The sequence below is a fragment of the Streptomyces sp. NPDC049541 genome (genome assembly GCF_044465725.1).
In the GTDB taxonomy this organism is placed as follows: Bacteria; Actinomycetota; Actinomycetes; order Streptomycetales; family Streptomycetaceae; genus Streptomyces.
The window spans coordinates 501,765-517,213 of the sequence record NZ_JBITLY010000006.1 but is presented as its reverse complement, the minus strand read 5'-3'; the positions used below and the strand labels follow the sequence as shown (position 1 = coordinate 517,213).

Here is a 15,449-nt window from a genome sequence, read left to right as displayed (position 1 = left end):
AGTGCGCGACCGAGTCGCATCATCAACTGCCCGTCCCGCAACATCCCTTTCCTCTCCCAGTCCGCGGCCGAGCGGGCGGAAGGCTGCTTTGGCATAAGCCGACACGGTGCACAGAAGGGCCCAAGATCCCAAATGACTACGTTTCGTGTGTATATGCTCACATTAAGTAGTCGAGCCAGGGCTTCCCGCCCAGCTAGGAAAGGGTCTAATCATGCGCAAGTTTCAGCGCGCCGCGGCAGTGATTGCAGCGGTCGCGGGGCTCTCCGCCCTCGGGGCCGGCGTCAGCAGCGCCACCGACGGCTGGGGCGGCGGGGCCACCGCGGTGGCTTCCTCGCAGGCCAACGCCGTGGCCTACGGCAGCGGCGGGGGATGGGCTCCGCACGACGCGCCGCAGGCGGCTCCGTACGGTGCCCCGCAGGCCGCTCCGTACTTCGCGCCGATGAACGTCAACTTCGCGCCGCCGGCCGCGCCGCAGGCCGCCCCGATGGCCGCACTGCAGCCCGCGCCCCAGTACTTCGTGCCCCAGTACGTCGCCCCCCAGTACATTGCCGCGCCGCAGTACGCGCCCCAGTACGCCGCACCCCAGGCGGCGCCGCAGTACGCGCCGCAGTACGCCACCCCGTACGGCTCCAGGTAAAGAAGCCTCTGGCGCAACGACCTGAACAAAACCCTCAACGGCAAAGGCAGCCCGGACGCGCAGTAAACCCATCAGGGTGCGCGTCCGGGCTGTACCAGTATTTCGATCAAAGGAACACAGCGCATGTTCAGTCGGCAGAAAATCGCAACCGTCTCGGGGATCCTCGGAAGTCTCGCCGTGATCTGCGTCGGGGCCGTGCACGCGCAGGCGAGCGAGAACCCGCGTGGCTGCAAGACCAATGCTGCAGGGGAAATCATCTGCGTGCACAAGAGTGAGAGTGTCCACAAGGACAAGCACGGCACGTTTGTCGTCAAGCAGTCGCAGAGCTGCTCGACGACGGCGCGGCCGCGACTGGTGCTGCCCGAGGACGGCATGCTCAACAACGGGTCGACGCATGTCGGGCCGGTGGTGGACTGCACCAACAAGGCGCCGACGCCCAAGGGGTTCAAGCGGCCTCACATCAGGGCGTTCCATGTCACGGCGCCCCATGTCACGGCGCCGCGTGTCAAGACGCCGCACTTCGACTTCTGAGGTGCGATCGACGAATGCCGGACCGGGACAACTCCCGATCCGGCATTTCGGCATTCCGGTCCTGTGCGGCGTTCCGGTCCTGTGGGACGTTCCGGCCCTGTGAAAGCCCGGGTGCCCCGGCCGAACGGCCGGGGCACCGAGGACTGTTCTGACTTTCGGCCTGCTTTCCGGCTTACTTGCCGACGCTGTTGTTGCAGCCCATGTCCGAACCCAGATGGGTGTCCTGGGCGCCCGGGTTGCCCTCGCCGTTCAGCAGGTTGCCCGCCACGCCGTTGAGGATGCCGACCTGGCCGAGGACGTCGACGTTGGCGTCGTGCGAACGGCAGGTGGTGCTCTGCAGAATGTTGAAGCCACCGCCGCGATGGCCGCCTTCGCCCGAGCCGAAGCCGCCCTGATCGGCGTGGGCGGCGCCGGCGCTCAGGAGTCCGACGCTGCTGAGGGCAGCGACCAGGACGGCAGCCTTGCGAAGCTTGTGCATGACATCTCCGGTGGAGTGAAGTGGATGCGATCCGTGACGGATCGACTTCGTGCAGTTACGGAGGCTAATAAGAAATACCCGTAAAAGACTGTGCGGCGCGCCGAATTCGGGATCATCCTCACTGCCCTGGTCGATGCCCGGAAATATCACTGGCGTGACAAAAAAAGGGGGCCCCGGCACCGAGTCTGGAGCTCGGTGCCGGGACCTGCTTCCCGCTCTCGGCCGTCTATGCGACCGTCATTCGACTAGAAGGCGCTGTTGTTGCAGCCCATGCTCGAGCCGATGTGGGTGTCCTGGCCTCCGGCGTTGCCCTCGCCGTTGAGCGCGTTGCCGAGCAGGCCGTTGAGGATGCCGACCTGGCCGAGGACGTCGACGTTCAGGTCGTGCGACTTGCAGTTGGAGCTCTGCAGCACGTTGAACTTGTCGCCACCCTTGCCGCCCTTGCCCCCGTCGTCGTGAGCCTGAGCGGTGCCGGCACCGAGGAGTCCGACGGTGCTGAGGGCGGCGACCAGGACGGCAGCCTTGCGAAGCTGGTGCATGTCATCTCCGGTGGAGTGAGTGGGTGCGATCCGTAACAGATCGACTTCTTACAGTTACGGAGAATAATAGGAAATAACCGACAATCACCTAGCGACGCGCCGTGTCCTGTGATCTTGTTGCGGCAGCTCCCTGAAGTCGTCCGGCGATCCCCGGTGGGCCTCGGCGGCTCCTAGTGGGCCTTGGCGAGGGCGTTCGCCTGGCTGTTGGCCTGGGTGCACGCGACGCCCTTGGTCTCGGCGGCGGCGAGCACGGCGACCGGAAGGTTCGCGTTGAGCACGGACTGCGGGCTGCACTCCTGGGCGGGGCGGAAGAGGTTGAACTGGTCGGCCGCGCCACTGGACTGCGTCGGCGCCGACGGCGAGGAGATGTGCGGGTTGAGCTGCGGGTTGATCTGCGGGTTGACCTGCGGAGCCACCTCGGCGGGCTGTGCCGGGGCCGCCTGGCGGGGGGCGGAGGGGCCGGACGGACCGGACGCGTGGGCGGTGGCCTGGGTGGCCGTGAAGGCGCCGGCCATGGCGGGGCCCGGGGGCGGAGCGCTGTTGCCGTGGGCGACGGGAGCGGCGGCGACACTGGGGCCGACGCCGATGGCGGACAGACCGCCGGCCGCTGCTACGACGAGCGCGACGTGCTGGAACTTGCGCATGGAACCTTCGGCCCTTCATTGACCTGGCATGGACGTACTGAAATAGCAGATGAGCCAGTGGAGTTGTGGCTGCTCTTGCTGCCCTGGGCGGCTGCGGTGGGTGATGGGTCTTCGCTCTGTCCCCGTGGGGAACGAAGCAAGTTCCGGGCCAGTCACGGCAGTCGGGGAGCAGTCACCCGTTCGCCCCCCGGCAGGCCGGTTATCCGATCAATTCCAAATGGGTGACGGAATTCTTGATCCCGTGACCGCTCAGAAGGAAATGTCGTTGCCAGCAGGGAGAGGGCAGCGACCATGAACCGGTGAGAGGGGCAAGGGGATCCGCTGTCGGCTCCGGCGTGAACATCAGACTGAGCGCACGCAACACAGCACTGAATACAACGGATTTCCCTGCAAAGGTATTGAAGGGCCGAGGGTTCCATGCGAAAGATTCACAAGGCCGCGCTCGTCGTAGCAGCGGCCGGCGGTCTGTCCGCCATCGGCGCCGGCGTCAGCCATGCCGACGCCTACCCCGGGTACCCCGGTGGCGCTCCGGCTGCCCCCTACTACCCGGCCCCGGCGCCCGCGTACTACCCGGCGCCGCAGTACGCGGCCCCGGCGCCCGCCTACTACCCGGCCCCGGCACCGCCCCCGCAGTACTACCCGGCCCCGGCTCCCCAGTACTACCCGGCACCCCCGCAGAGCGCTCCGCCGCGGGCCGTTGCCGCGTCCACCGCGGACAGCACCGCGCAGTCCGGTGGCCCGCAGTCCTACGCCCAGCCGGCCCCGCAGTACGTGCCCCAGGCGCCCGCCCCGCAGGCCGCGCCGCAGCCGAGCCAGGCCACCGCCGTCGCCTCGTCGGTGGGCGGTGCGCAGGCCGGTGCGCCGGCGTCCGCCCCGCAGGCCGCGCCGCAGCAGCAGCCGCTGGTTCAGCCGCAGGTCGCCCCGCAGTCGTCGCCCGAGGTCATGCCGAAGGTCGCCCCGCAGGTCGCCATGCCCCAGGTCTTCAACCCGGAGCCGGCTCCGCATGTCGCCCCCCAGGTGAACCCGCAGTTCAACCCCCAGGTGAACCCGCTCATCGACCCGCTGGTCTCGCCCGCCAGCGCAGCACCGCAGGTGCCCGGGCTCGGTCTCGGACAGGTTGCGGCTCCTCCCGTCGGGAACCTGGGTCTGCCCCGACTCGGCTGATGGCCGCCCGCTGGTTGCCCGTCGTCCCAACTCGATCTGCTGCAGATCACTTCCGCTCGATCAATGGAGAAGAAATGCGCAAGCTTCAGAAGGTCGCCATCGTGGGCGCCGCTGTCCTCGGCAGCATCGGCGCCTTCGGGGTCGGCCCGGCCTTCGCACACGGCGAGCCGGGGCACGACATCGACGTCATGCAGGACATCGAGTGCCGCTCGCACGACATGAACGTCGACGTCATCGGCAACCTCGGCGCCCTCAACGGCCTGCTGGGCGGCGCGCTCAACGGCGAAGGCGACCCGGGTGCCCAGCCCGCCCACCTCGGTTCGGACATGGGCTGCAACAGCAAGGCCCTCTGAGCAGCCGCGCTACCGCTTCTCGCCCAGGTCAGGAGCAATCCGGCCTGGGCTTTTGCACTTCCTGGCGTCAGCTGCTCCGGTCGGCCAGCTTCTTGAGCGCGTCGTCCGTCAGCCGGTACACCGTCCACTCGTCCTGCGGGCGGGCGCCGAGGGACTCGTAGAAGGCGATGGCCGGGGTGTTCCAGTCCAGGACGGACCATTCGAGGCGCTCGTAGCCGCGCTCCGCGCAGATGCGGGCCAGCTCGGTCAGGAGGGCTCTGCCGTGGCCGGCGCCTCTGGCGGTGGGGCGGACGTAGAGGTCCTCCAGGTAGATGCCGTGGACGCCGCGCCAGGTGGAGAAGCTGAGGAACCAGAAGGCGAAGCCGACGGGGGTGCCGGTGGTGTCGTCGGTGGCGATGTGGGCGTAGGCGGCGGGGCGGCCGCCGAAGAGGGCGTCGTGGAGCTGGGCCTCGGTGGCCCTCGCCTCCTGCGGCGCCTTCTCATAGGCGGCCAGTTCGCGGATCAGGGTGTGGATGAAGGGGATGTCGGCGGGGGTTGCTTCGCGGATCACTCCGTGAGGTTACGCGGGGTGGCTTGATTTGTGTGCCCCTCACGGGGCGCTGCGCAGGCGCCTGGCGATCTCCAGGTCGCTGGGCTCCGGTGTGCGGCCGTCCTCCACGTCCCAGAGGGTGTTCTGCAGGAGCCTGCCCAGCGTCCAGGCACGCGCGCGTGCGCGGTCCAGGCCCAGTACGTCCGTCATCGCGTCGAAGCGCCAGCGGATCTCGTCGGCGTCGAAACGGTTGGCGAGGGCCGGCCAGAGTTCGAAACCTGGGTCGCCCGCCAGGGGTTTGGGGTCGATGGCGAGCCAGGGGGCGCGGTCTGCGGCCAGGACGTTCTCGTCGTGCAGGTCCCAGTGGAGGAGGCGGTCGCCCGGTTCGTCCAGGACTTCTCGTACGGCGGCCGCGCAGTCCGTGACCAGGCTGCGGGTTTCGGGGTCCGGGATGTGTTTCAGGGCCCAGGGGACCCGGTCCAGCATGGCCTGGGCGATGTCGCCGAGGCGGCGCATGCCTTCCGGGGCCGGGGTGGTGGTGAGGTGGGCGAGCAGGCGGGCGATGACCAGGACGGCCTCGCGGGTGTCGGGGAGCCGCGCGAGCATGCGGGTGTGGTCGAGGCGTTCCAGGAGCATGGTGTGGGTCGTCCCGTCGTGGGCGAGGAGGCGGACCGCGCCGTCACCGTCCCACAGGCGCAGGGCCACCGGCTCGCCCACGCTCTCCTCGTCCAGCAGTTGCAGCTTCAGCACGGCAGGGGTGTCGTCGGAGCGCAGGACCGGGAGGACGAGGGCGGTGACTCCGTGCATGGGGCGCCCGTCCAGTCGTAGCTCCCAGCGGTCGAGGAACTCCTCTGCCAGGTGCGGCAGGCCCGCGATGAAGGCCCGTCCCGCCTCGCCGTTGAACTTCTCCTGTGCCGCCGCCAGCTCACCCGGAATGTCGATCACCCTTGCGACGATACTTACGTGCGTGAATCGCCTCATGCGAATTGACCGGGGGCTCGGGCAGCGGGTGTGGGCCTACGTGTGCAGCGCGCCGGGCACGTATCTGTGGCTGGCCGTCCTGTTCGTCACCACCGTCGCGTTGCATCACATGTCGCCGCACTTCGAGCAGGAGTTCCTGCGGCAGCGGTCCACGAACATCCATGAACTGTCGAACGACCCCGGGCGGGTGCTGCTGCAGAGCGCGATGTGGATCGACGGCGGTGACTGGTTTCCGTATGAGTTCCTCTACGTCGCCTTCCAGTACACCGTCTTCCATGCGCAGGCCGAGCGGTGGCTGGGGACGCTGCGGTGGCTGATGGTGTGCGTGGCCGCGCATGTGCTGGCGACGCTGATCAGCGAGGGGGCCCTGCTGAAGGCGGTGCAGGACGGGGTGGTGAAGCACTCGGCCGTCAACACCCTCGACATCGGGGTGAGTTATGCGCTCGCAGGGGTGGTGGGGGTGCTGGCCTACCGGATCGCGGCGCCCTGGCGGTATCTGTATCTGGCGGTCGTCTTCTTTGTGTACGGGGCTCCGCTCGCGGGCGCGCCGACCTTCACCGACTTCGGGCATTTTGTGTCGGTACTGATCGGGCTCGGGTGTTATCCGCTGGTCAGGGGGCGGGGGAAGGCATGGGATCCGAGGGAGACAGTTTCCGCCCTGAGGGGTTAGCTTTCCGGCCATGAGCAGCTCGGTGAGCAGTGTCGTGAACGGCGGTGTCTCGTACTGGTATGCGGACGACGGTTTCCCGGCGGTGCGGGAGCCGCTCGGCGGTGACGCGTCCGCCGACGTCGTGATCGTCGGGGGCGGGTACACGGGACTGTGGACCGCGTACTACCTGAAGAAGGCGGCCCCCTTCCTCCGGATCACCGTCCTGGAGCAGAAGTTCTGCGGGTACGGGGCCTCCGGACGCAACGGGGGCTGGCTGTACAACGGGATCGCCGGACGTGACCGGTACGCGAAGCTGCACGGGCGTGAGGCCGCCGTACGGCTGCAGAAGGCCATGAACGGGACCGTGGACGAGGTGGTCAGGGCGGCGCACGAGGAGGGCATCGAGGCCGACATCCACAAGGGCGGGGTGCTCGAAGTCGCCACCACTCCCGCCCAGTTGGCGCGGCTCAAGGCCTTCCACGAGCTCGAGCTGTCGTACGGGGAGAAGGACCGTGAGCTGTACGGCGCCGGGGAGACCGCCGAGCGGATCCGGGTCGCGGACGCGGTCGGGTCGACCTGGACCCCGCACGGGGCGCGGCTGCACCCGGTGAAGCTGGTGAAAGGTCTGGCGGCCGCCGTGGAGGCACTCGGGGTGACGATCCACGAGCTGACGCCGGTGGCGGAGATCCGGCCGAAGCACGCGGTGACGCCGTACGGGACGGTCCGGGCACCCTATGTCCTGCGCTGCACGGAGGGCTTCACCGCGAGTCTGAAGGGGCAGCGGCGCACCTGGCTGCCCATGAACTCCTCGATGATCGCGACCGAGCCGCTCAGCGCCGAGCAGTGGGAGTCGGTCGGGTGGGACGGGCTGGAGACGCTCGGGGACATGGCGCACGCGTACATGTACGCGCAGCGGACCGCCGACGGGCGGATCGCGCTCGGCGGGCGCGGAGTGCCGTACCGCTTCGGGTCGAGGACCGACAACGACGGGCGGACGCAGGCGGAGACGGTCGAGGCGCTGCGGGAGGTCCTGGTGCGGTTCTTCCCCTCGCTGGCGGGAGTGGGGATCGAGCATGCCTGGTCGGGGGTGCTCGGGGTGCCGCGGGACTGGTGCGCGACGGTGACCCTGGACCGGTCGACGGGGCTCGGCTGGGCGGGCGGCTATGTCGGGTCGGGGGTGGCGACGACGAATCTCGCGGCGCGGACGCTCAGGGACCTGGTGCAGTTCGACTCGGGGCAGGGCGGCCGGACGGAGCTGACCGAACTGCCGTGGGTCGGGCACAAGGTGCGCAAGTGGGAGCCGGAGCCGTTGCGGTGGCTCGGGGTGCAGGGGATGTACGCCACCTACCGGGCCGCGGACCGGCGGGAACGCGCCACGTACAGCGCGGAGTCCTCGAAGCTGGCGCAGTTCGCCGATCGGGTGGCCGGGCGGCACTGACGAAAAGGGGAGGGGCCCGCGGTCCGTGCGGCCCCTCCCCGTTCTCGTGCCCCCTATGCGACCGGCTCCGGCACCGGCGTCTCGGCGGCTGCCCCGTGTTTCGGCGCCTTCGCCGTGACCATCAGGCCCGCGACCAGGCCGGCCAGCAGCATGATTCCGGCGGCCCACCAGATGGCGACGGTGTAGCCGTGGACGACGCCCTCCTTGACGATCAGGGCCTTCTGCGCCGGGTTGTGGAGATGGGCGGCGATGTACGCCGTGCTGCTGGTGGTGGCGATGGTGTTCAGCAGGGCCGTACCGATCGAACCGCCCACCTGCTGCGAGGTGTTGACGGTCGCCGAGGTCACACCGGAGTCGTGCGGGGCGACGCCCGCCGTCGCGGTGGCGAAGACCGGCATGAAGGTCAGGCCCATGCCGAGACCCATCAGGATCAGACCGGGCATGATCTCGGTCGCGTACGACGAGTGCGTGGTCATCCGGGTCAGGATCATCATGCCGCCGGACGCGAGGACCATGCCGGGGACCATCAGCATCCGCGGCGCCACGTGCTGCAGCAGCCGGGCGGAGATCTGCGTGGAGCCGGTGATGATCGCGGCGGTCAGCGGCAGATAGGCCAGGCCGGTCTTCACCGGCGAGTAGCCGAGCACCACCTGCAGGTAGTAGGTCAGGAACAGGAACAGGCCGAACATGCCGATGACGGCGAGCATCATGGTCAGGAAGCACCCCGCACGGTTGCGGTCCTTGACGATGTGCAGCGGAAGCAGGGGCATCGGGGCCCGGTTCTGCCACCACACGAAGACCACGAGGAGCGCGACGCCGACCGCGAACAGCGCCAGCACCAGCGGGTCGGTCCAGCCCCTCGGCTCGGCCTCGCTGAAGCCGTAGACGATGGCGACCAGTCCGCCGCAGCCCAGCACCGCTCCCGGCACGTCGAGGCGGGCGCCCTTGCGGCCCGGGCGGTCGTGCAGCAGGGCGAAGGCGCCGAAGACGGCGATGATCGCGATGGGCACGTTGACGTACAGGCACCAGCGCCAGTCCAGGTACTCGGTGAGCAGACCGCCGACGATGAAGCCGATCGCAGATCCGCTGCCGGCCAGGGCGCCGTAGATGCCGAAGGCCTTTCCGCGCTCCTTCGGGTCGGTGAACGTCGTGGTGAGCAGGGACAGCGCGGAGGGCGCGAGGACGGCGGCGAAGACTCCCTGCAGCGCGCGGGCGCCGAAGAGCATGCCGGAACCGGTGGCGGCGCCGCCGAGCGCGGACGCGGCGGCGAAGCCGATCAGCCCGAAGACGAACGTCCGCTTGCGGCCCACCAGGTCCGCGATGCGCCCGCCGAGCAGCAGCAGACCGCCGAAGGCCAGCGTGTAGGCCGTGATCACCCACTGCCGGTTGCCGTCGGACATGCCCAGGTCGCGCTGGGCGGAGGGAAGCGCGATGTTCACGATGGTCGCGTCGAGGACGACCATGAGCTGTGCGAGCGCGATGACCACCAGGCCCCACCAGCGGCGGGGGTCGGCGTCCACGGGAGGGGTGGCTTCGCCTGTACGGGTGACGCTCACTCGGTCAGAAGACCATGAATCGGTAGGTATCGCATCTGCGGATGCCTTGTGCCTGGTCATGGCTCCAGTACCACCTTTCCGCTCGTTCCGCGCGTCTCGAGCGCACGGTGCGCGGCCGCCGCCTCGGCCAGCGGGAAGCGCTGCACGACGGGGGTCAGCCTGCCCGCGGCTGCTTCGGCGAGGGCGCGCAGTTCCAGGGTCTGTACGGGGTTGGGGCCGCCGGCCTTCCGCATCATCACGGGGCCGAGGACCTGTTCGGAGACGCCGTCCACGAGATAGGGCTCGCCGCCCCGGACGCCCGCGGCCGACCAGCCGAAGACGAGGTGTCTGCCGCCGGGGCCGAGCAGCTGTGTGCAGTGGCGTGCGACCTCGCCGCCCACGCCGTCGAGGACGACGGTGGCGGCACGTCCGCCGAGGTGGGCGCGGACCTTGTCCGGCCACCCCGGTTCCTCGTAGTCGACGGCGAGGTCGGCACCGCCTGCCGCCACCCGTGCCGTCTTCTCCGGGCCGCCCGCGAGGCCGACGACGGTGGCGCCGGCGTTCTTCGCGTACTGCACGAGCAGGGTGCCGATGCCGCCCGCGGCGGCCGGGATCACGGCCACGGCGTCCGGGCCGAGCTCGGCGAACTGCACGATCCCCATCGCCGTACGCCCTGTTCCGATCATGGCGACGGCCGCGGCGAAGTCCAGGTTCGCGGGGATCTCGTGCACACGGTCGACGTCGGCGACGGCCAGCTCGGCGTAGCCGCCGGGGGCGAACCCGAGGTGGGCGACCACGCGCTTGCCGAGCCAGAGCGCGGCGACGCCCTCGCCGAGCGACTCGACGACTCCGGCGACCTCGCGGCCCGGAACGGTGGGCAGCCGGGTCGGCTCGGGCAGCGGTCCCTGCTCGCCCTCCCGGAGGGCGGTGTCGAGCAGGTGCACTCCCGCCGCCGCTACGGCAATACGGATCTGGCCGGGGCCCGGCAGCGGGTCCTCCACCTCCTCGTAGCGGAGGTTCTCGGCGGGGCCGAAGGCATGGAGCCGGATGGCGTGCATGGTGAAATCCCCCATCGATTGCTTGTCAGGCCCCCAGCGTTCAACCTCAAGCTCGCTTGAGGTCAAGGTGGCCGGTATCCCTCGGTGCGGCCGGGTCCCTCCTCCTTTCGCGTCTGCCGTCGTTGCCGTTGTTGCATACGACGGTTTGGGCCCCCGGAATGTGACAGAGGTGGCGTTCTCCCTGGTCAGGACCGTTGTCAGTGGCGGAGTGCACCATGGGGGCATGGCGCGGAGAGAGGCGGGCGGGATGGGCGGTTCCAGCGGTACGGCGGTGAAGGGGGCGCGGCGGCCGGAGGTGCGACTGCCTGCGCTGGAGCCGTTCGAGGGCGGGGAGTTGGAGCCGGACGGGGACTACGACGGGCTGGAGTTCCGGGAGGCGGACCTCGCCGGGCAGGACGGCGGCGGCGCCCGCTTCATGGACTGCGCAGTGACGGGGTGCGCGCTGGACGAGACGGGGCTGCAGCACGCGCGGATCCTCGACTCGGTCCTGACGGGGCTGCGCGGGGTCGGCACGAACCTCGCCGAGGCCACCCTGCGCGACGTCGAGGTGGTCGACGCCCGCCTCGGCGGGGTGCAGCTGCACGGGGCGGTTCTGGAGCGGGTGGTGATCCGCGGCGGCAAGATCGACTACCTGAACCTGCGCGCGGCCGGACTCAAGGACGTCGTCTTCGAGAGCTGCGTGCTGGTGGAGCCGGACTTCGGGGGCGCCCGGCTCGAGCGCGTGGAGTTCGTGGACTGCGTCCTGAAGGAGGCGGACCTCACCGCGGCGACCCTGAAGGACGTGGACCTGAGAGCGGCGGCGGAGCTCGGCATCGCGCGCGGCGTGGACCGGCTGGCGGGGGCGGTGATCAGTCCGGGTCAACTGATGGATCTGGCGCCGGTGCTGGCGGCGGAGATGGGGATTCGGGTGGAGGGTTGATTCGGGGTGGGGGCCGAGGGGGTTCGTACTTTTCGGCGGGGTTCGGATTCTTCGGTATCGGCCGGGCTCGATCTCTGCCGGGCGGGGCTTGATCCTTTCAGCCTGTCCGGCGTTTGAGGACGAGGCCGTTCAGGCCGGAGCGGGGGTCTGGGGGCGGCAGCCCCAGGACGGTCACGCCGACTCACGGCAACCGGGGAAACCGGGCCTGCAGGGTCCAGATCGCCGGATTCTCCCCGAGGTCCTCATGCAGATCGACCAGGTCGGCGATCAGATCATGCAGAAAGTCCCGCGCCTCCCGCCGCAGCTCACCGTGGGAGAAGCTGAGCGGCGGCTCCTCCGCCGGCATCCAGTCGGCCTCCACGTCCACCCAGCCGAACCGCCGCTCGAAGAGCATGCGGTCGGTGGACTCGGTGAAGTCCAGCTCGGCGCGCTGGGGCCGCGACGCGCGCGAGCCCGCCGGGTCGCGGTCGAGGCGCTCCACGATGTCGCACAGCGCCCACGCGAAGTCGAGCACCGGCACCCATCCCCAGGCTGTGGACAGTTCCCGGTCCGCCTTGGTGTCGGCGAGATAGACGTCACCGCAGAACAGGTCGTGCCGCAGGGCGTGGACGTCCGCGCTGCGGTAGTCCGTCTGCGGGGGATCCGGGAAACGGTTGGAGAGGGCATAGCCGATGTCGAGCACGTACGAGATGGTGTCACGCCGCCATAGGATCACCGGCGTGCCCAGACCCGTACCCGTCGTCCCCGCAGCCCGCCGCGCCCGCGTGGCGCGCCGAGCGCCCGCAGTTCTCTGCGCCCTCGCCGCGCTCCTGGCCCCGGCCCTGGCCGCGTGCAGCGGCGGCGGTGTCCACGGCACGCCGGGCGGCTCCGGCCTGCGTGACCCGTACTTCCCGAAGGCGGGCAACGGCGGGTACGACGTCGGCCACTACGACCTGAAGCTCGCCTACGACCCCGCCGGCGGCCACCGCCTCACCGGCACCGCCACCATCACCGCCCGCGCCACCCAGAACCTCTCCGCCTTCGACCTCGACCTCGAGGGGCTGCACGTCGACGAGGTCACCGTGGAGGGCAGCCGCGCCCGCTGGAACCGCACCGGCCAGGAGCTCACCGTCCGCCCGCGCGACGACCTCCGGGCCCGGGAGACCTTCCGGGTCACCGTCCGCTACTCCGGCAGCCCGGTGACCATCACCGACCCCGACGAGTCCGAGGAGGGCTGGCTGCGCACCGCCGACGGCGCGCTCGCGCTCGGCGAGCCCATCGGCTCCATGGCGTGGTTCCCCGGCAACAACCACCCCTCCGACAAGGCGTCGTACGACATCGCCGTCACCGTCCCGAAGGGCCTGCAGGCCGTGTCCAACGGGGAGCTGACGGGCGAGACGAGCAGCGCCGGCCGTACGACCTACACCTGGCACACCGCCGAACCGATGGCGACCTACCTCGCCACCCTCGCCATCGGCCACTACGACATCAGCCGGTACACCATCGGCGGCAAGCACCTGCCGGTGTACGTCGCCGTCGACCCGACCGAGGCGAACGCGAGCCGGGAGGTGCTGGCGAAGCTCCCCGAGATCATCGAGTGGGAGGAGACCAACTTCGGGCCGTACCCCTTCTCCTCCACCGGCGCCGTCGTCGACCGCCCGGACGACGCCGGGTACGCCCTGGAGACCCAGAACCGGCCCGTCTTCCCCGGTGCCCCCGACACCGGCACGCTCGTGCACGAACTGGCCCACCAGTGGTACGGCGACTCCGTCACACCGAAGAGCTGGCGGGACATGTGGCTCAACGAGGGCTTCGCGACGTACGCGGAGTGGCTGTGGGACGAGGACCACGGCGGCGACACCTGCCAGGAGACCTTCGAGTCCCGCTACGAGGACGGCGACAAGGACATCTGGGCCTTCCCGCCGGCCGAGCCGAGCGATGCGGCGCACATCTCCGACAGCCCCGTCTACGAGCGCGGCGCGATGGTCCTGCACAAGATCCGGCAGACCGTCGGCGACGACACCTTCTACGACATCATCCAGGGCTGGGCCGCCGCTCACCGCCACGGCAACGCGGACAGCGACGACTTCACGGCGTACGTCGAGAAGAAGGCACCGGACAAGGACTTCGAGGAGATCTGGAAGGACTGGCTGTACGGGGAGGGAAGGCCGGACCACCTGTGACGGGTGGTCCGGCAGATCAAGCCCCGGTGTGCGGACGTCAGTTGACGTTGACGGCCTTCCAGGCCGCGGCCACCGCGTTGTACTCCGCGCTGCCCGCGCCGTACAGGTCGCTCGCCGCCTGGAGGGTGGCGGTGCGGGCGCCCGCGTAGGTGGTCGAGGAGGTGAAGTACGTGGTCAGGGCCCTGTACCAGATCTGGTCGGCCTTGGCGCGGCCGATGCCGGTGACCGTCGAGCCGTCGTATGTCGGGGAGTTGTAGGAGACCCCGTTGATGGTCTTCGCCCCGCTGCCCTCGCTCAGCAGATAGAAGAAGTGGTTGGCGACGCCCGACGAGTTGTGGACGTCGAGGCGGCCGACGTTGCGCGACCAGTAGTCTGCCGAGCTGCCGTCCTTGCTGGGCTTGTCCATGTAGCGCAGCGGGGTGCCGTCGCCGTTGATGTCGATCTTCTCGCCGATGAGGTAGTCACCGGGGTCGGAGGGGTTGTTCGCGAAGAACTCCACCGAGGTGCCGAAGACGTCGGAGGTGGCCTCGTTGAGCCCGCCCGACTCCCGGCTGTACTTGAGGCCGGCCGTGGCCGCGGTCAGCCCGTGGCTCATCTCGTGCCCGGCCACGTCGAGCGAGGTCAGCGGATGGGTGTTGCCCGAGCCGTCGCCGTACGTCATGCAGAAGCAGCTGTCGTTCCAGAACGCGTTGACGTACGCGTTGCCGTAGTGGACCCGGGAGTAGGCGGCCTTGCCGTCGCCCGCGATGCCGTTGCGGTTGAAGGCCGACTTGTAGAAGTCCCAGGTGACGGCGGCGCCGTAGGCGGCGTCGACGGCGGCGGTCTGGCGGTTGGCCGGGGTGCCGTCGCCCCAGGTGTCGTCCGCGTCGTGGAGGAGAGTGCCGGTGCCGGACGTACCGCCGTTCAGGTCGTACGTCTTGTGGCCGCCGCGGCCGCCGTCGATCAGGTCGTAGCCGCCGGAGGCGGAGGCCGTGGTGCCGAGGGTGACCGTGCCGCTGTACTCGCTGGTGCCCGTGCCGGTGTCGACGGCCTGGTACTCGTAGATCTTCTTGCCCGTGGTGGCGTCCGTGATGACGTGCAGCTCGCTCGGGGTGCCGTCGTGCTGCAGGCCCTTGACGACGGACTCGTAGGCGAGGACGGGCTTGGCCCCGGCAGCCCAGACGACCTTGCGGGCGGTGGCCGTCGAGGCCTTGCTCCCGGCGAGGGCGGACTTCTTCGCGGTGGCGGCTGATATGGAGGCGTCCGTCGACGCCACGGATATCCGCGCCTTGGTCGCCTTCGAGACACCCTTCAGCGCGCCGCCCCTTGCCACGTGGGTGACCAGGTCGCCGCCGAGGACGGGCAGGCCGGCGTAGGTGCGCTGGTAGCGGGTGTGGACGGTGCCGTCGGCGTCCTTGACGACGTCCTGGACGACGAGCTTCTCCCGCGCGCCGAGCCCGAGTTCCCGGGCGGTCGAACCGGCCGCTTCCTGGGCGGACTTGATGGCGGCGGCGCGGGCCGAGGCGCTGAGGGGAAGGGCGGTGGCACCGCTGCCGTGGTCGGGGGCCGCGGTGGCGGCGCCGTTCTGCAGGGCGAGCACGACCATCGCGGCGGAGCCGATCAGGGCGGCGGTGCGAAGGGCGGTCTTGCGGGTGCTGCGGGTGCCGTGGGAACGCTGTCTCACTCGGTCTCCTTCGGGCCGGCCTCATGGTGGAGGCACAGACGTGACATAGACGTGGCACAGGTGGGGCACAGAGTTGCGGCGAGCGAGGAGAGGGTGACACCCGAAACGGCCTGTTTGACAGGCCGCCGTCAAGACTTTACGTGTTTGTGTCCGAAAGCCGTTGCTGCGG

Annotated in this window: 17 protein-coding genes; 8 read left to right on the top strand and 9 right to left on the bottom strand. The window is 69.8% G+C overall.

Annotation, left to right across the window (positions count from 1 at the left end):
* The first annotated feature begins 211 nt into the window (after positions 1 to 211).
* Both ACIBW9_RS24915 and ACIBW9_RS24910 read left to right on the top strand, forming a co-directional pair.
* On the top strand, positions 212 to 637 hold the full coding sequence (locus ACIBW9_RS24915) for a hypothetical protein (protein ID WP_398958497.1): 426 nt from the start codon (positions 212 to 214) through the stop codon (positions 635 to 637).
* Between the two features lie 123 nt (positions 638 to 760).
* The gene (locus tag ACIBW9_RS24910; protein WP_398958495.1) at positions 761 to 1,168 is read left to right on the top strand and encodes a hypothetical protein; all 408 of its coding nucleotides are present in this window, start codon (positions 761 to 763) and stop codon (positions 1,166 to 1,168) included.
* 172 nt (positions 1,169 to 1,340) lie between these two features.
* Here ACIBW9_RS24910 and ACIBW9_RS24905 read toward each other — a convergent pair whose 3' ends face one another.
* From ACIBW9_RS24905 to ACIBW9_RS24895, 3 genes are all read right to left on the bottom strand, one after another.
* The gene (locus ACIBW9_RS24905; protein ID WP_115907393.1) at positions 1,341 to 1,646 is read right to left on the bottom strand and encodes a hypothetical protein; all 306 of its coding nucleotides are present in this window, start codon (positions 1,644 to 1,646) and stop codon (positions 1,341 to 1,343) included.
* Between the two features lie 245 nt (positions 1,647 to 1,891).
* Positions 1,892 to 2,185, bottom strand: coding sequence for a hypothetical protein (locus ACIBW9_RS24900; RefSeq protein ID WP_030941334.1), 294 nt, complete (start codon positions 2,183 to 2,185; stop codon positions 1,892 to 1,894).
* Positions 2,186 to 2,355: 170 nt separating this feature from the next.
* Positions 2,356 to 2,829: a hypothetical protein gene (locus ACIBW9_RS24895; protein WP_398958493.1), complete on the bottom strand. Its 474-nt coding sequence runs from the start codon at positions 2,827 to 2,829 to the stop codon at positions 2,356 to 2,358.
* Positions 2,830 to 3,246: 417 nt separating this feature from the next.
* Here ACIBW9_RS24895 and ACIBW9_RS24890 point away from each other — a divergent pair, with 417 nt between their 5' ends.
* Together ACIBW9_RS24890 and ACIBW9_RS24885 are read left to right on the top strand one after the other, a co-directional pair.
* Entirely contained in the window at positions 3,247 to 3,993 is a 747-nt protein-coding gene (locus tag ACIBW9_RS24890; protein ID WP_389087176.1) for a hypothetical protein, read from the top strand.
* Positions 3,994 to 4,067: 74 nt separating this feature from the next.
* Positions 4,068 to 4,346, top strand: coding sequence for a hypothetical protein (locus tag ACIBW9_RS24885; RefSeq protein WP_351480701.1), 279 nt, complete (start codon positions 4,068 to 4,070; stop codon positions 4,344 to 4,346).
* A 67-nt stretch (positions 4,347 to 4,413) separates the two neighbouring features.
* Here ACIBW9_RS24885 and ACIBW9_RS24880 read toward each other — a convergent pair whose 3' ends face one another.
* Together ACIBW9_RS24880 and ACIBW9_RS24875 are read right to left on the bottom strand one after the other, a co-directional pair.
* Positions 4,414 to 4,896, bottom strand: a complete 483-nt coding sequence (locus ACIBW9_RS24880) for a GNAT family N-acetyltransferase (protein ID WP_398958490.1) — start codon at positions 4,894 to 4,896, stop codon at positions 4,414 to 4,416.
* 39 nt (positions 4,897 to 4,935) lie between these two features.
* Positions 4,936 to 5,856: an aminoglycoside phosphotransferase family protein gene (locus ACIBW9_RS24875; protein ID WP_398958488.1), complete on the bottom strand. Its 921-nt coding sequence runs from the start codon at positions 5,854 to 5,856 to the stop codon at positions 4,936 to 4,938.
* On the opposite strand from ACIBW9_RS24875, the gene ACIBW9_RS24870 reads away from it, so the two are divergent.
* Together ACIBW9_RS24870 and ACIBW9_RS24865 are read left to right on the top strand one after the other, a co-directional pair.
* On the top strand, positions 5,855 to 6,526 hold the full coding sequence (locus ACIBW9_RS24870; RefSeq protein ID WP_398958486.1) for a rhomboid-like protein: 672 nt from the start codon (positions 5,855 to 5,857) through the stop codon (positions 6,524 to 6,526). The genes ACIBW9_RS24875 and ACIBW9_RS24870 overlap by 2 nt on opposite strands.
* A 10-nt stretch (positions 6,527 to 6,536) precedes the next feature.
* On the top strand, positions 6,537 to 7,943 hold the full coding sequence (locus ACIBW9_RS24865) for an NAD(P)/FAD-dependent oxidoreductase (protein ID WP_398958484.1): 1,407 nt from the start codon (positions 6,537 to 6,539) through the stop codon (positions 7,941 to 7,943).
* A gap of 53 nt (positions 7,944 to 7,996) precedes the next feature.
* Here ACIBW9_RS24865 and ACIBW9_RS24860 read toward each other — a convergent pair whose 3' ends face one another.
* Positions 7,997 to 9,559, bottom strand: coding sequence for an MFS transporter (locus ACIBW9_RS24860; protein WP_398958482.1), 1,563 nt, complete (start codon positions 9,557 to 9,559; stop codon positions 7,997 to 7,999).
* Entirely contained in the window at positions 9,556 to 10,536 is a 981-nt protein-coding gene (locus ACIBW9_RS24855) for a zinc-binding dehydrogenase (RefSeq protein WP_398958479.1), read from the bottom strand. The genes ACIBW9_RS24860 and ACIBW9_RS24855 overlap by 4 nt, the downstream gene beginning before the upstream one ends.
* A 223-nt stretch (positions 10,537 to 10,759) precedes the next feature.
* On the opposite strand from ACIBW9_RS24855, the gene ACIBW9_RS24850 reads away from it, so the two are divergent.
* The gene (locus tag ACIBW9_RS24850; RefSeq protein ID WP_398958477.1) at positions 10,760 to 11,455 is read left to right on the top strand and encodes a pentapeptide repeat-containing protein; all 696 of its coding nucleotides are present in this window, start codon (positions 10,760 to 10,762) and stop codon (positions 11,453 to 11,455) included.
* Positions 11,456 to 11,636: 181 nt separating this feature from the next.
* On the opposite strand, the gene ACIBW9_RS24845 is transcribed toward ACIBW9_RS24850, so the two are convergent.
* On the bottom strand, positions 11,637 to 12,137 hold the full coding sequence (locus ACIBW9_RS24845; RefSeq protein ID WP_398958474.1) for a hypothetical protein: 501 nt from the start codon (positions 12,135 to 12,137) through the stop codon (positions 11,637 to 11,639).
* Positions 12,138 to 12,144: 7 nt separating this feature from the next.
* On the opposite strand from ACIBW9_RS24845, the gene ACIBW9_RS24840 reads away from it, so the two are divergent.
* On the top strand, positions 12,145 to 13,617 hold the full coding sequence (locus ACIBW9_RS24840; RefSeq protein ID WP_398958723.1) for a M1 family metallopeptidase: 1,473 nt from the start codon (positions 12,145 to 12,147) through the stop codon (positions 13,615 to 13,617).
* 37 nt (positions 13,618 to 13,654) lie between these two features.
* On the opposite strand, the gene ACIBW9_RS24835 is transcribed toward ACIBW9_RS24840, so the two are convergent.
* Positions 13,655 to 15,202 (bottom strand): M4 family metallopeptidase, encoded by a 1,548-nt coding sequence (locus ACIBW9_RS24835; RefSeq protein WP_398958721.1) that lies wholly within the window; start codon positions 15,200 to 15,202, stop codon positions 13,655 to 13,657.
* Positions 15,203 to 15,449 lie beyond the last annotated feature (247 nt).